We start from the raw sequence: 13,750 nt of genomic DNA, 5'->3' as shown, positions 1-13,750 counted from the left end.
CAACCATGAACCAGGATAGTCCGGAAACCATTGGATTCGAACGCTCGTTCTGGCACACTGAAGACAGTTCCCTATGGCCAGAGGGAGGCACCATGACCGGTACGATAACAGCTTCGCCCAACACGATCCGGACCCTGAAAAACGTTCCGGCGAGCTTCAGAATCGCGTGTCTCGCTCTTCTGAACACCCAGCATGGCTCGTTGGAATTCAGACTGCCGGATGACCGGCAACTCGTATTCAGGAACAATCTGCCCGGGCCGCACGCGGTGATTTCCGTACACGACTACAATTTTGTGAAGCGGGCGATGGCCGGCGGCGATGTCGGCTTCGCCGAGGCCTATATGGATGGAGAATGGTCGACGCCTGACCTGACCGAAGTTCTGCGTTTCTTCTCCGCAAACTTTGAAGCGACCGGCAAACTCGCCGTCGGTGGCGCGGTCGTGCGTTGGGTGAACATGGTGAGGCACGTTTTTTCCAGCCGCAACACACGCGAAGGCGCCAAGAAAAACATCATGGCGCATTACGACCTCGGGAATGATTTCTATTCCCTTTGGCTCGATCCTTCCATGACCTATTCCTCGGCTGTTTTCGAGAATCCGAATATCTCTCTCGAGCAAGGGCAGCACGCCAAGTACAGGAATATCTGTGACCGGATTGACGCCGGTCCCTCCAGCGAGATCCTGGAGATCGGCTGCGGCTGGGGTGGCTTTGCAGAATACGCTGCCAAGCAGAGAGGTGCGAAAGTCACCTGCCTGACAATCTCCCCCTCCCAGCGCGAATACGCGATGGCAAGGATGCAGCGGGAAGGTCTCAATGAGCGCGTCGAAATCCGGCTTGAGGATTACCGCGATCACACGGGCAAATACGATGGAGTCGCATCCATTGAAATGTTCGAAGCCGTCGGGGAATCCTACTGGCCCAGTTATTTCGCAAAAATATTCGAGACCCTGAAAGACGGCGGCAAAGCGGCCTTGCAGATCATCACCATCGATGATGATCTTTTCCCCAGATACCGCAAACGCGTAGACTTCATTCAGCGCCATATTTTCCCGGGCGGCATGCTGCCGAGCGAAAAGGCGCTGAAAGACCAGTTCCATCTGGCCGGGCTCCGCCATGATGGCGTCACCTATTTCGGACAGGACTATGCCCGCACTTGCCGCGAATGGTCGCGCAGCTTCAATGACGCCTGGAACCAGATTTCCAGGCTTGGGTTCGACGAACCCTTCCGCCGCATGTGGAATTTCTACCTCGCCTATTGCGAGGCGGGGTTCGAAGGTGGCCGGATCAATGTCGGTCAGTTTCAGCTCACAAAGGCCTGAGAAGACAGGCTCATGCAAGCGGTAGTGTTCGGCGCGTCTGGTGGCATCGGAGCTGAGCTGGTGTCTCAGCTATCCCGCAGAGCAGATTTCAATCGGGTTCACGCGGTTTCCCGCCACGGAACACCTGCATCCAGCAAAATTGCTTCTCATGCTGCGGACATCACGTCAGAAGCCGATCTTGCGAAATTGGCAGACGCTTTGGCGCAGAAACAAAATATCCGGTTGGTGATCATTGCGACCGGAATGCTGTCTGACGGTCAGGACGTTCAGCCGGAGAAGTCCTATCGACAACAATCCATGCAAGCGTTTGAACAAGTGTTCCGTGCAAACACGTTCGGTCCGGCTCTTGTGGCCCGATACCTGCTTCCGCTCATGCCGCGCAAAGGTCGCGCTCTGTTTCTGGCTCTGTCAGCACGTGTCGGCTCAATAGGAGACAACCGTCTTGGAGGTTGGCATGCCTACCGCGCATCCAAGGCAGCCCTGAACATGCTGCTTCGCAACTACGCCATCGAACAGGCTCGCCGAAATTCGGATTTCATCGTTGCAGGCCTGCATCCCGGCACGGTGGATACACGCCTGTCGCAGCCGTTCCAAAGGAACGTGCCGGACGGGCAGCTGTTGACACCACAAATCGCGGCAGAGCACCTGCTAAGAGTGATCGACGGCCTGACACCTGGCGATACCGGCAAATGCTTCGACTGGGCGGGAAAGGAAATTCCAGCCTAGACCAGACGGCTTTGCTTCACTGCAGCGTCGATGAAGCTTGCAAACAGCGGATGCGGCTGGAACGGCCGGGATTTCAGTTCAGGGTGGTACTGAACACCGATGAACCAGGGGTGCGACGGAATTTCGAAGATTTCCGGCAGCGTGCCATCCGGCGACATGCCGGAGAAGAGCCCCCCCGCCTTTTCCAGCGCGTCGATATAGGCTGCGTTGACCTCATACCGGTGCCGGTGACGTTCGGATATATCCAAAGTGCCGTAAATTTCCGCGACCTTGCTGCCTTCCTTCAGGCGCGCCGGATAAGCCCCGAGGCGCATCGTGCCGCCCTTGTCACTATCGGCAGTACGAACCTGTTTCTCGTTGCCCTGTGTCCACTCTTCCATCAGGCCAACAAGCGGGTTCGGGGTCAAAGGATTGTTCTCGGTCGTGTTGGCATCCTCGATGCCAGCCATATGACGCGCCGCTTCGATCACAGACATCTGCATGCCGTAGCAGATGCCAAAACATGGGACCTTGCGCTCACGGGCAAAGCGGGCCGCCCGCATCTTGCCGTGCGCACCGCGCTCGCCGAAACCGCCTGGCAAAATAATGCCGTGCACGCCTTCGAGAATGTCGAGCGGACGATGCTCGTCATCGAATTCTTCCGAATTGATGAGCTTCACGGACACTTTGACATTATTGGCCAAACCGCCATGGCTGAGCGCCTCGGCGACGGATTTATAGGCATCCGGCACATCCGTGTATTTGCCGACGAGGCCGATGCAGACTTCACCATCCGGATTATGGATGGTGGTCGCGATCTTCTGCCACCCCGAAAGATCCGGCTCTGGCGCGTCATCAATGCGGAAATGCGCGAGCACTTCCTTGTCGAGCCCCTGCTCGTGATAAGCCTCGGGCACATCGTAAATGTGGCGGACGTCACGCGCTTCGATGACGCTGGACGGACGGACATTACAGAAGCTGGCGATCTTGCCTTTTTCGTTCTCCGGGATTGGCCGGTCGCAGCGGCACAGGAGCACTTGCGGCTGGATACCAATGGAACGCAACTCTTTCACGGAGTGCTGCGTCGGCTTCGTTTTCATCTCACCAGCTGCCGGTATGTAGGGCAGCAGTGTCAGGTGGATAAAGCAGGCCCGGTCCGGACCGAGTTCCTGACCGAGCTGGCGGATTGCTTCGAAGAACGGCAAGCCTTCAATGTCCCCCACCGTGCCGCCGATTTCGCAGAGCACAAAGTCCACGCCCTCCCCCGGATCGGACAGGACGAAATCCTTGATCTCATTGGTGACGTGCGGAATGACCTGGATCGTCGCGCCGAGATAATCGCCGCGGCGCTCCTTCTCGATGATGTGCTTGTAGATCCGGCCGGTGGTGATGTTGTCGGACTGCCGGGCCGAGACGCCGGTAAAACGCTCATAGTGGCCAAGGTCCAGGTCGGTTTCGGCACCATCATCTGTCACGAACACCTCGCCATGCTGGCGGGGACTCATCGTGCCGGGATCGACGTTCAGATACGGGTCAAGCTTGCGAAGACGGACGCCATAGCCGCGGGACTGCAGCAATGCGCCGAGGGCGGCGGAAGCGATACCCTTTCCAAGGGAGGACACCACGCCGCCGGTAATGAAAATATAGCGGATCATGGGAACACCCTGATGCCGTGATTCGGTTTTAGCTGGCGCGCCAAAAAACAGACACGAACGAGAATTATTGGGGATTGCCGCTTTCAGGTGCAGGCGTTTCCGGTTCAGGCTCAGCGACTGCCCCGCCCTCGCCTTCTTCATCTGCCGCTGCGGTTTCCGGAGCAACGACGCCGTCATCAGACAGGCCCGCCTGTCCCGACAGGAGCGGAGCAGTCGGATCGAACAGGTCTGTCGGCGTGCCCGGCGCAGGGGCGCCGTCTTCAGGCGCGAGGACACGTTCGATGTCCGAACGATTGTCGCCGCCGCGATTGGCCAGCGTGGTCAGAGCCAAGCTGGTGATGAAGAAAATGGCACCGAAAATGATGGTCGAACGTACCACAGCCCCAGCAGCACCGCGGCCAGACAGCAGCGAATTAGCGCCGCCACCGCCGCCACCGATACCAAGTCCGCCGCCTTCCGACTTCTGGACCAGCACCAGGCCGATCATGACCAGGCAGGCGAGGATGTGAATCACAAGGATAACGTTCTGCATGACAAATCCGATACGTTTCGTCCAAGGCGCCCGCATATAGGGAATGCAGGCGCAGGCCAAGTCCTGCCTTCAGTCAGAATGGCAAATCAGGCTGCCGCGTAGATGGCGAGGAAGTCCGCCGCCTTCAAGCTTGCACCACCGATCAGGCCGCCATTGACGTTTTTCACCGCCAGAAGATCTGCGGCATTGCCCGGCTTCATGCTACCACCATAGAGAATTGGGATGAGGTCTGCATCCGCGCCGAATACGTCCGACAGACTCTCGCGCAGGGCATTGTGCATCTCATCAACAGCCTCAACCGTCGCGACATTGCCGGTTCCGATGGCCCAAACCGGCTCATAGGCGATCACGAGACTGTCTGCACCGGCTCCTGTTGGCAGAGACTCCCGAAGCATACTGGTCACGACCTCGATGGCCTTGCCGCTGTCGCGTTCTGCTGCAGTTTCACCAACACAAATGATCGGCGTAATGCCGGCGCGGAGCGCTGCAGCCGCCTGTGCGGCCACGACTTCGCTGGTTTCACCATGGTCCGCGCGGCGCTCCGAATGCCCTACAATGACATAGGACGCGCCGGCATCTGCGAGCATTTCCGCCGAAACATCGCCCGTATGAGCACCGCTTTCGTTTGCGTGGCAGGTCTCACCGCCGATTTTCAGGTCGCTTTCACGCGCCTGGTCTGCCGCCTGCATCAAAAGTGTCGCAGGAACACAGATCAGCGCCTCCACATTTTCCCTGGCTGGCGTGACGCCGCCGGCGATGGCAACTATTTCCACAAGCGAGCTCCGCAGCCCGTTCATCTTCCAGTTCCCGGCAATAAGTGTCCGTGCCATCAGCGTTCCCTATCTTGATTGACATTGCCGGGTCGCCTAGCAAGCACTGAGCCATCCTGCAAATAGTTGAAAGTACACGCCTCATGCTCGCGCTCATGAAACGCCTGACCCAATCGATTCTTGGCAAGTTCATTGCCATGATCATCATTGCTGGCATGGCGTTCTGGGGCGTTGACCAGATTTTCAATCAGGTCCGCAACGGACTCGGCTCGGATCTGCTGGCGGCTGGCAAATCGTCGGTCACCGTGGAAGCATTTGACCGGCGGATCGAAGTCATGCTGCGCAACGTGAACCAGCAGTCTGATGACCCGATTACCAAGGAGCAGGCGATGGAACGCGGGATGGTCGATCAGGTATTCCAGCTACAGCAGTCACAAACGACGATGCTCGGCTTTGCGTCCAAGATCGGCATTGAGCCATCGACAGATGCCGTTTTGGCGGAACTGAGAAAACAGGATGCCTTCAAAAACCCGCTGACGGGCGAACTCGACCTTGCGACCTATCAACGGGTTCTGGCTCAGAATCGCTTCTCTCAGGCAGAATATGAAGCTCAGCTGAAAAGCGATCTCACCCTTCAGGCCCTGCAGACCGGCACGCTCGCCGGACTCATGCCGCCGGACGTTCTGAAAGCCATTCAGACCCGCTATCTGGCAGAATCGCGCGATGTCGCCTGGTTTATTCTGGACGCAGCCGATGTTCCGGTGCCTGCAGACCCGACTGAAGAAGAGGTGCTCGCCTTCTACAATGAGAATCTCGATGCACTGAAACAGCCTGAGCGCCGGGCCGTTGACCTTCTGAAGGTCTCCGCAGACGATTTCCTCAGCCAGGTCGAGGTAACGGATCAGGAAATCGCGACGATCTATGAAGCCAGCAAGTCCGAGCGCTTTTCGGAGCCCGAGCAACGCACTTATGTAGAACTGATGTTCGACACCCGCGACGCGGCGCGGGATGCGTTCGCGGCGCTGGCGGGCGGTGCGGATCCCTCCACGCTTCAGGGCATCGTTTCCCGCGAGTCGAGAACATCGCTGGCGGCGGATGTCGAAGACCAGTTGCTGCGCGATGCGATGTTCGGGCCCGGCCGGCAAAGCGGTGCCCTTTTTGGACCGAAAGATATGGGCGATGGACGCTGGCTGGTCGCGCGGCTGGTCTCGATTCAGCCCGGCGCTGTTTTCCCGCTGGAAAGTGTCAGTGATGAAATCCGCTCCGGTCTCGCACGGGAACGCGCCACGCTTCTGCTCTATGACAAGCTCGAAGCACTGGACCGCTCGATCAATGCCGGTTTTGACCTGAAACAGATCGCTGGCGAGATCGGCGTTCCGGTCATCTCGTTCGAACCCGTCGACAAGAATGGCTATACGGAAGACGGTTTGCCGATGATCGGGCTTCTGGAGGCTGGCGACGCATTCCAGCAGGCCTTCCTGATGAACGTCAATGACACATCCAACCAGTTCACCAAAGACGACGTGACCTATGTGATCTCGACCCGCGAGATCGTTCCACCGTCGACACCGGAGTTCGATGAAGTGAAAGATGACGTGCGTCAGGCCTTGGTCCTTCGGAATGAAGGTGAAGCAGCCCAGACCATGGTCAACGAGATCAAGGACCGGGTCACCAGTGGCGCATCCACCCTCGAAGCCGAAGCGCGGGCGGTGAGCGCCCCTGTTGAAACGCCCCCGACTTCCATAACCCGCATGACGGCCGAGGAGAGCGGTCTGCCGAATTCAGCGATCGGCGGTATATTCTCCGGGAAGCCGGGCGATGTCTTCACCTATCCGAACCGGACAGGTGACAAATACATGATCGTGCAGCTTCAGGCTGTGAACGATCCCTCTGCCGAAGCGCTCGCCGCTGCAGATCCGAACGCGTCAAGCTCTCTTGTCTCCTCGCTCGATTCCGATCTGGCCGCGGCGATGGAAGCCGAAATGGCGGGAGCCGTGAAGCTGAAGGTGAACGGCGCAGCATACAACGCCTACAAGGCATCGATTTCGTCAGACCAATGAGCCGCGCAAAACTGATTGTTCGCCGACGGATCGGGGATGTCGAAACGCCCGTAGGCGCCATGCTGAAACTGGGTGACGAAACACCCGGCACTTTCCTGTTCGAATCGATTGCAGGCGGTGAACGCCTTGGCCGGTATTCCTTTATTGGTGGCGCGCCACAGGTCTGGTTCCGGATTAATGATGGTGTTGCCGAAACCGCAACGACAGCGGATTTCTCAGACGCTTCTCCCGTTGAAGGTACGCCGGTCGAAGCTCTCAGAGCATTCGTCGAGGCGGCACGGGCAGAAACAGAAGACGACCTGCCGCCGATGGCGTCCGGTGCTTTCGGATATGTCGGCTATGACATGATCCAGCATGTGGAGCCTGTCTCGATCACCAAACCCGATGCGCTCAATGTGCCTGAAGCATTGCTGGTCATCCCGAAAGTGGTGATCGTCTTTGACCATATCTATCAGGAACTGCTCCTGATCGGCCGGGTCGAAAACGGCAACGAAGACGAGATCAACCAGCAACTCGACCAAATCGAAGAACAGCTTCAGGCCCTGCCCGTTCTGCCGCCCTCAGACCAGTCTGCTGAGCCTGTTACACTGACCTCCAATACCAGTAAGGAACGGTATTTCGAGATTGTCGAGAAGTGCCGCGATTACATCAAGGCAGGTGACATCTTCCAGGTTGTTCCGAGCCAGCGTTTTTCGACACCGTTCAACAAAAAGTCGATCAGCTTCTATCGCGCGCTCCGCCGCCTGAATCCGTCTGCGTTCATGTTCCACATGAATTTGGGCGATGTCCGCCTCGTCGGATCCAGCCCGGAAATACTTGTGCGTGTGAGGAATGGAAGGGTTGCTATCCGCCCGATCGCCGGCACCCGCCCTCGTTCCGGAGACCCGGTTGAAGATGCAAAACGCGCCGAGAGCCTGCTGAACGATCCGAAGGAAATCGCAGAACACCTGATGCTTCTGGACCTGGGCCGAAATGATGTCGGCAGGGTCGCCGCTTACGGAAGTGTTCAGGTCACAGAACAGTTCATCGTCGAGCGCTACAGCCACGTCATGCATATCGTCAGCCATGTGGAGGGCGACCTGCGCGAAGGACTCGACTCCGTCGACGCACTGTTTGCTGGTTTCCCTGCAGGCACGGTCTCCGGCGCACCGAAGATCCGTGCCATGCAGATCATCGACGAGATGGAGACGAACGCGCGCGAGATCTATGGCGGTGCCGTCGGCTATTTTGGCTGGAACGGGGATCTCGACACCTGCATCGCCCTGCGCACAGCGGTGCTTAAAGACGGACAGCTGCACATTCAGGCAGGCGGTGGTGTCGTGCTCGATTCTGATCCGCAATACGAATATGACGAAACCCAGCACAAGGCTGGCGCGCTGAAGCGGGCCGCGGAACTGGCTGCAGCGTACGAGTTCGACCAATGAGCCGGAAGAAGATCCTCGTCATCGATAATTATGACAGCTTTACCTGGAACCTGGTCCATTATCTGGAAGAGCTCGGTGCCGACACAACGGTTGTCCGGAATGATGAGCTGACCGTCGAGGAAGCCCTGGAAAGTGGAGTGGATGGCATTCTCCTCTCTCCTGGCCCCTGTACGCCGAATGAAGCCGGCATTTGCGTGGACCTGATCCGAAACGCACCGGATGACCTTCCGATCCTCGGCGTATGCCTCGGGCACCAGTCCATCGGTCAGGCCTTCGGTGGCAAGGTCATCACGGCGCGTGAAATCCGCCACGGCAAGCTTTCAGACATCCATCAGACCGGCGGCATTCTCTTTCAGGGGCTACCGGAGACGTATCGTGTGGTGCGCTACCACTCTCTGGCGGTCCGTCCCGAAGACCTGCCGGAAGACCTTGTCGCCGACGCCTTCACCGATGATGGAGAGATCATGGCGCTGCATCACAAAACCCGTCCGGTGTATGGCGTGCAGTTCCACCCGGAAAGCATCCTGACAGAACACGGCCATGCCTTGCTCAAAAACTGGTTGGACCAACTCTGAACCCCTTCCGCTATTGAGCCTGCCAATCAAGACCGCTATCGGTTTCGCCAATGACCGACATACCACCCCTCTCTAATGCGCTCCTGGCGCTCGCCCGGCGACAACCGCTTGATGATAATGTTCTGAAGGGGGCATTCGATACGCTGCTTTCAGGAGAGGCCGCACCAGAAGAAATCGGCGCCTTTCTGATGGGGCTCGCCGTGCGAGGCGAAACCGCAGATGAGCTTACGGCCGGCGCGACAATCATGCGTCAGCACGCACGAACGGTGCCTACGACAGGCCCCCTGCTGGATACGTGCGGAACTGGCGGCCTGCCATGGAAGAGCCTCAACACGTCAACGGCCAGCGCAATAGTCATCGCGGCTGCAGGCGGACGCGTTGCCAAACATGGCAACCGATCCGTACCACCGAAAACCGGGTCTGCTGATGTCCTTGAATCTCTTGGAGTGAACTTGGAGATCAGTGAGGGAGAGTTTACCAACTGCCTCGATGGCGCCGGCGTTGCTTTCCTCTATGCACGCACCCATCACAGCGCCATGCGCCATGTGGCACCTGTCCGGGCCAGGCTTGGCATCCGGACGATCTTCAATCTTCTTGGACCGCTGACCAATCCGGCCGGGGCCTGCCATCAGGTGCTCGGCGTGTTTGCGCCCGAATGGGTTGAGCCGATGGCAGAGACGCTCGGCAGGCTTGGTACAGAGCGGGCTTGGGTTGTTCATGGTCTTGACGGAATTGACGAACTTTCCATCGCGGGTCCAAGCAAGGTGTGTGAAGTGCTTGAAGATGGAACGCTCAACAAGTTTGAGATCCACCCGTCGGATGCCGGGCTAGGAACTCATCCGCTCTCAGCGCTGGAGAGTGAGGACGTTGCAGGAAATGCGCTCGCGATCACCGAACTTCTCGACGGACATGAAAACCCGTTCCGCGAAACTGTTCTTCTGAATGCCGCGGCAGGGTTGCATGTCCATGGCAAAGCCTCCGACCTGAAGGAAGGCGCTGCCATGGCAGCGGAAGCGATCGACTCCGGCAAGGCAAAGCAAACATTACGCAAGCTGGTGGAGCTTTCGCGGGGCGAGCCACTCGAATGAAGACGGCGCTCGACAAGATCATCGACTACAAACACAGCGAAGTGGCTGAGCTGAAACGTCAGATCAGTTTTGCGGTCATGGATGAGAAGGCCCGTACCGCATCCCCTGCGCGGGGCTTCTCTTCAGCACTCTCCCGTGTCGCCGCTGATGACCAGAATGCACTGATTTGTGAGCTGAAACGCAAAAGCCCGTCGGCGGGAGAGATCCTGCCCGGCGCGGATCCAGTTCAGATCGCAACTGAATATGAGGCCGGTGGCGCAGCGTGCCTTTCGGTACTGACCGATGGTCCGAGTTTTGGTGGCTCTCTTGAGGATTTTGCGGCGATCCGGGCAGCTGTCGCCATTCCGATGTTGCGCAAGGACTTCATGATCGACCCGATCCAGGTCGCTGAAGCACGCGCTTGGGGTGCGGACTGCATTCTGGTCATCATGGCTAGCCTGGAAGATACGTTGGCCGCTGAACTGACGGATTGTGCCATCGGTTATGGCATGGACGTTCTGGTGGAAACCCACAATGAAGCCGAACTGGAACGCGCACTGCGCCTGCCGTCACCGCTGATCGGTGTGAACAACCGGGACCTGAAACGCATGGTCACCGATCTGTCGACAACTGAGCGCCTTGCGCCACTCATACCCCCCGACCGCCAGATCGTCGCCGAAAGTGGAATCTCGACCGCTGCACATATCAATCGGCTTCGCCAGACCGGAGCACGCCGCTTCCTGATTGGGGAAAGTCTGATGAAACGCGGATCGGAGCGGCAAGCCGCTGTCAGAGAGTTGCGCACAACTTCCTGCAATTGACCCGAACAGTGAACACATGTAGAACACATGTGAACAAAGATTCGGACCAGAGGCGGCCCAACATGTTGACCAATAAGCAGAAAGAGCTCCTGCTCTTCATCAATGAGCGGATCAAGGAGACAGGTGTTTCCCCCTCCTTTGACGAGATGAAGGAAGCCCTCGATCTCGCTTCGAAATCCGGCATCCACCGCCTCATCACGGCTCTGGAAGAACGCGGCTTCATCCGTCGGCTCGCTCACCGGGCGCGCGCACTTGAGGTTCTGAAACTGCCGGAATCGGCTGTGGCCTCTGCAACGCCACGCGGGCGCAAGGATTTCCGGCCGGCCCTTGTTTCTGCCGGTCGTCCGGCCGCTGAAGCGTCACCGCGTACCGTTCCCCTGATCGGCCGCATTGCTGCGGGCCTCCCGATTTCCGCGATTCAGCAGGACAATGGGCACGTTAACGCTCCCGACGGTCTGTCTGACAGCGAAGAACATTTCGCGCTCGAGGTTCAGGGCGACTCCATGATCGATGCGGGTATTCTGGAAGGCGACATTGTCATTTGCCGCCGGACGGAATCGGCCAGTACCGGCGACATTGTTGTCGCGCTGATCGATGGTGAGGAAGCGACGCTGAAGCGTCTTCGCCGCAAAGGGGCTTCCGTTGCACTGGAGGCCGCAAACCCGGCCTACGAAACGCGCATATTCGGGCCTGACCGCGTCGCGGTTCAGGGCCGTCTGGTCGCGCTTGTCCGCCGGTACGACTAGTTACAAGCCCGCCACGGCCGTCTCCCACATATTGGAGCGTTCAGGCGCTTTGGGCCATCACGTCCCGATTTGATGGTTATACCGCCTGTTGTTACCACGTCGTCCCAGTTCAGTCTCAGGTGATGTTCATCGAGATGGAGGTCTATCGCCGGTTCTGAATCATCGCGGCCCTTATAGAGCGTTGCTGTCCCTTCGGTGATGCCGCTACCCGTCACCGGATAGGTACATGCTGGCGCGTCGCAAGGGACCTCCGTCTCTGCGGTGGAGTATCGAAGCGGCGACAATCCGTCTCCGTCGACCATTTCAAAGCGGACGACTTTTCCATCCTTATTCCTCAGGAATACGTCACCCGATGGCGCCCAATGGACGACGACATCGTGTGACCGAGCCCATAACACTGCAGCAGGAATAATCAGCAACACAGAAAGAAGGACCCGTGCGCTTCCTCGCGCCGCCATCGCACTGGCAATGGCACAGGAACTGAGCACAAGCGTCACGGCCGGCATCGTCCTGGGAAGTGTGTAGGCGGCGTTTGGCAGAGATGAACACCAATGGGCCACCGCCAGGACGGCTTCCAGAGACAGGCCAAACAGTCTCAACCCCGTATCCCCTAATCCAAAAGGCGTCAGGATCAGGGCCAGTGCCGCGAGCGGGGCACTTACGAAAGAAATTATGGGCATCGCCAGCAGATTTGCGAGAAGGCCAAAGCCCGCCAGCCGGTCAAAATGATAGATGGCGAAAGGTGCAGTGGCGGCACCCGCCACCAATGACGTTACAAACAGCGAGGCCCAACTGAAGCTTACCGATCCCAGAATACGCTCCTGTTCTGCCCGGCGCCGCGACCAGGCATCATAAGTCGCGATCAAGGCGCCAGAGGCTGCAAAGGACATCTGAAACCCCGGGGTCATCACGCTTTCAGGCTGCAGTAACACGACCAGGATCATCGCGATGGCGTAAGAGCGCAAACTGAGCGCCGCACGGTCTGCCAGAACGGCACCAAACACGACTGCTGACATGATGAAGGCTCGCTGCGTGGATACACTCGCTCCCGAAATGACGAGGTAAACGAAACTCGCGGTCAAAGCGGCGATCGCAGCGGGCTTCTGGACGGCAATGCGGAGCGCCAGCGGTTCGATAAAGGCCAGGACACGCCGCACGAGCAGGAAAACGAGTCCCCCGACCATGGCCATATGCAAGCCGGAAATCGCGAGAAGATGAGACAAGCCGGATGCTCGCAACGCTTCCTGGTCTTCGATTTTCATGAAGCTGCGGTCTCCGGAGATGAGGGCTGCGGCAAAACCTCCTGCCCGCGCACCTGCTGCTTCATTCACATGTTCAGCAAGGCGGCGGCGGAATGCGGCGACATCCAGCCCCATCTGTTTCACCCGGCTATCAGGCGCCCCAAGCGCGCCGCCCCTGCACCGGCCCATCACATATCCGACACCCCCCAACTGTTCAAACCAGGCCTGACGCCGGAAATCATAGTCGCCGGGCAGCGACGGCGAAGGCGGTGGGCGCAGAAGCACAAAACAACGGACAAAACGCCCCGGCGCGACCTGGAGATCCAAGCGATGGGTCACCCGGACATATTTCGGTGTCTCCTCTGCACTGACGCCGGACAGTGCGTGAACCTCGATGCGGAGCCGATTGCCCTTGGCGCCGGTCTCCACCTCACGAACCCATCCTTCCAGCATCAGGGGGCGCATCTCTGAACTAATGACAGGTGCTTCAACGGATGCGGTTCTGATTGTTGCAGCTGTAAATCCTCCGATCAGGCCTAGAAGGACCAGCGCCGGCAGACTGATTACTGACATCCACCAGATCCATCGTGTGGCGACGTAGAAGAAGCCCGCCCCAATCGTCGCAAGCAGACAGGGCCAGATCAAAGGCTCGTTTGATAGAGAAAAATAGACAATAACTCCCCCGCAAAGGGAAAAGCCGAGCAGGAGGGGGCGCGAGTCGATTTCCGCGATAGACCAAAGGCTGCCCCAGACGGCTGCAATAGCTGGCGCCAGGCCCTTGCCTTCGGCAGCAACCTTGTGTTTCTGCCAGCCAGGACGCCTGAACTGCAGCATT

At 58.5% G+C, this 13,750-nt stretch carries 12 protein-coding genes; 8 read left to right on the top strand and 4 right to left on the bottom strand.

Annotated features, from left to right (window positions below; genetic code table 11):
- The first annotated feature begins 92 nt into the window (after positions 1-92).
- Together HJA_RS12200 and HJA_RS12195 are read left to right on the top strand one after the other, a co-directional pair.
- Positions 93-1,319 carry an SAM-dependent methyltransferase gene (locus HJA_RS12200; RefSeq protein ID WP_035582645.1) on the top strand — a complete coding sequence of 409 codons (1,227 nt, stop codon included), beginning with the start codon at positions 93-95 and terminating at the stop codon, positions 1,317-1,319.
- 12 nt (positions 1,320-1,331) lie between these two features.
- A complete protein-coding gene (locus HJA_RS12195) occupies positions 1,332-2,045 on the top strand; it encodes an SDR family NAD(P)-dependent oxidoreductase (RefSeq protein ID WP_035582643.1) in 714 nt (237 codons plus the stop codon).
- Here HJA_RS12195 and HJA_RS12190 read toward each other — a convergent pair.
- From HJA_RS12190 to tpiA, 3 genes are all read right to left on the bottom strand, one after another.
- Entirely contained in the window at positions 2,042-3,679 is a 1,638-nt protein-coding gene (locus HJA_RS12190) for a CTP synthase (RefSeq protein WP_035582641.1), read from the bottom strand. The two genes, HJA_RS12195 and HJA_RS12190, sit on opposite strands and share 4 nt — an antisense overlap.
- 64 nt (positions 3,680-3,743) lie before the next feature.
- Complete coding sequence (gene secG / locus HJA_RS12185; RefSeq protein ID WP_035582794.1) at positions 3,744-4,211, bottom strand: preprotein translocase subunit SecG; 468 nt, start codon at positions 4,209-4,211, stop codon at positions 3,744-3,746.
- Between the two features lie 86 nt (positions 4,212-4,297).
- Positions 4,298-5,041, bottom strand: a complete 744-nt coding sequence (tpiA, locus tag HJA_RS12180) for a triose-phosphate isomerase (protein WP_035582639.1) — start codon at positions 5,039-5,041, stop codon at positions 4,298-4,300.
- A gap of 83 nt (positions 5,042-5,124) precedes the next feature.
- On the opposite strand from tpiA, the gene HJA_RS12175 reads away from it, so the two are divergent.
- From HJA_RS12175 to lexA, 6 genes are all read left to right on the top strand, one after another.
- Positions 5,125-7,041 carry a peptidylprolyl isomerase gene (locus HJA_RS12175; RefSeq protein WP_035582637.1) on the top strand — a complete coding sequence of 639 codons (1,917 nt, stop codon included), beginning with the start codon at positions 5,125-5,127 and terminating at the stop codon, positions 7,039-7,041.
- Complete coding sequence (gene trpE, locus HJA_RS12170; RefSeq protein ID WP_051597637.1) at positions 7,038-8,465, top strand: anthranilate synthase component I; 1,428 nt, start codon at positions 7,038-7,040, stop codon at positions 8,463-8,465. The genes HJA_RS12175 and trpE overlap by 4 nt, the downstream gene beginning before the upstream one ends.
- Entirely contained in the window at positions 8,462-9,040 is a 579-nt protein-coding gene (locus HJA_RS12165) for an anthranilate synthase component II (RefSeq protein WP_035582634.1), read from the top strand. Before trpE ends, HJA_RS12165 begins: the two co-directional genes overlap by 4 nt.
- Positions 9,041-9,090: 50 nt before the next feature.
- Complete coding sequence (trpD, locus tag HJA_RS12160) at positions 9,091-10,128, top strand: anthranilate phosphoribosyltransferase (protein ID WP_035582632.1); 1,038 nt, start codon at positions 9,091-9,093, stop codon at positions 10,126-10,128.
- Positions 10,125-10,928, top strand: coding sequence for an indole-3-glycerol phosphate synthase TrpC (gene trpC / locus HJA_RS12155; protein ID WP_035582630.1), 804 nt, complete (start codon positions 10,125-10,127; stop codon positions 10,926-10,928). Before trpD ends, trpC begins: the two co-directional genes overlap by 4 nt.
- Before the next feature lie 62 nt (positions 10,929-10,990).
- On the top strand, positions 10,991-11,674 hold the full coding sequence (gene lexA / locus HJA_RS12150; protein WP_035582628.1) for a transcriptional repressor LexA: 684 nt from the start codon (positions 10,991-10,993) through the stop codon (positions 11,672-11,674).
- On the opposite strand, the gene HJA_RS12145 is transcribed toward lexA, so the two are convergent.
- Positions 11,671-13,749 (bottom strand): ComEC/Rec2 family competence protein, encoded by a 2,079-nt coding sequence (locus tag HJA_RS12145; RefSeq protein WP_051597636.1) that lies wholly within the window; start codon positions 13,747-13,749, stop codon positions 11,671-11,673. The genes lexA and HJA_RS12145 overlap by 4 nt on opposite strands.
- Position 13,750 lies beyond the last annotated feature (1 nt).

Origin of the sequence: Hyphomonas jannaschiana VP2 (assembly GCF_000685215.1) — a bacterium.
In the GTDB taxonomy this organism is placed as follows: Bacteria; Pseudomonadota; Alphaproteobacteria; order Caulobacterales; family Hyphomonadaceae; genus Hyphomonas; species Hyphomonas jannaschiana.
The sequence above is the reverse complement of the archived record's forward strand: the minus strand, read 5'-3'. Positions and strand labels throughout refer to the sequence as shown.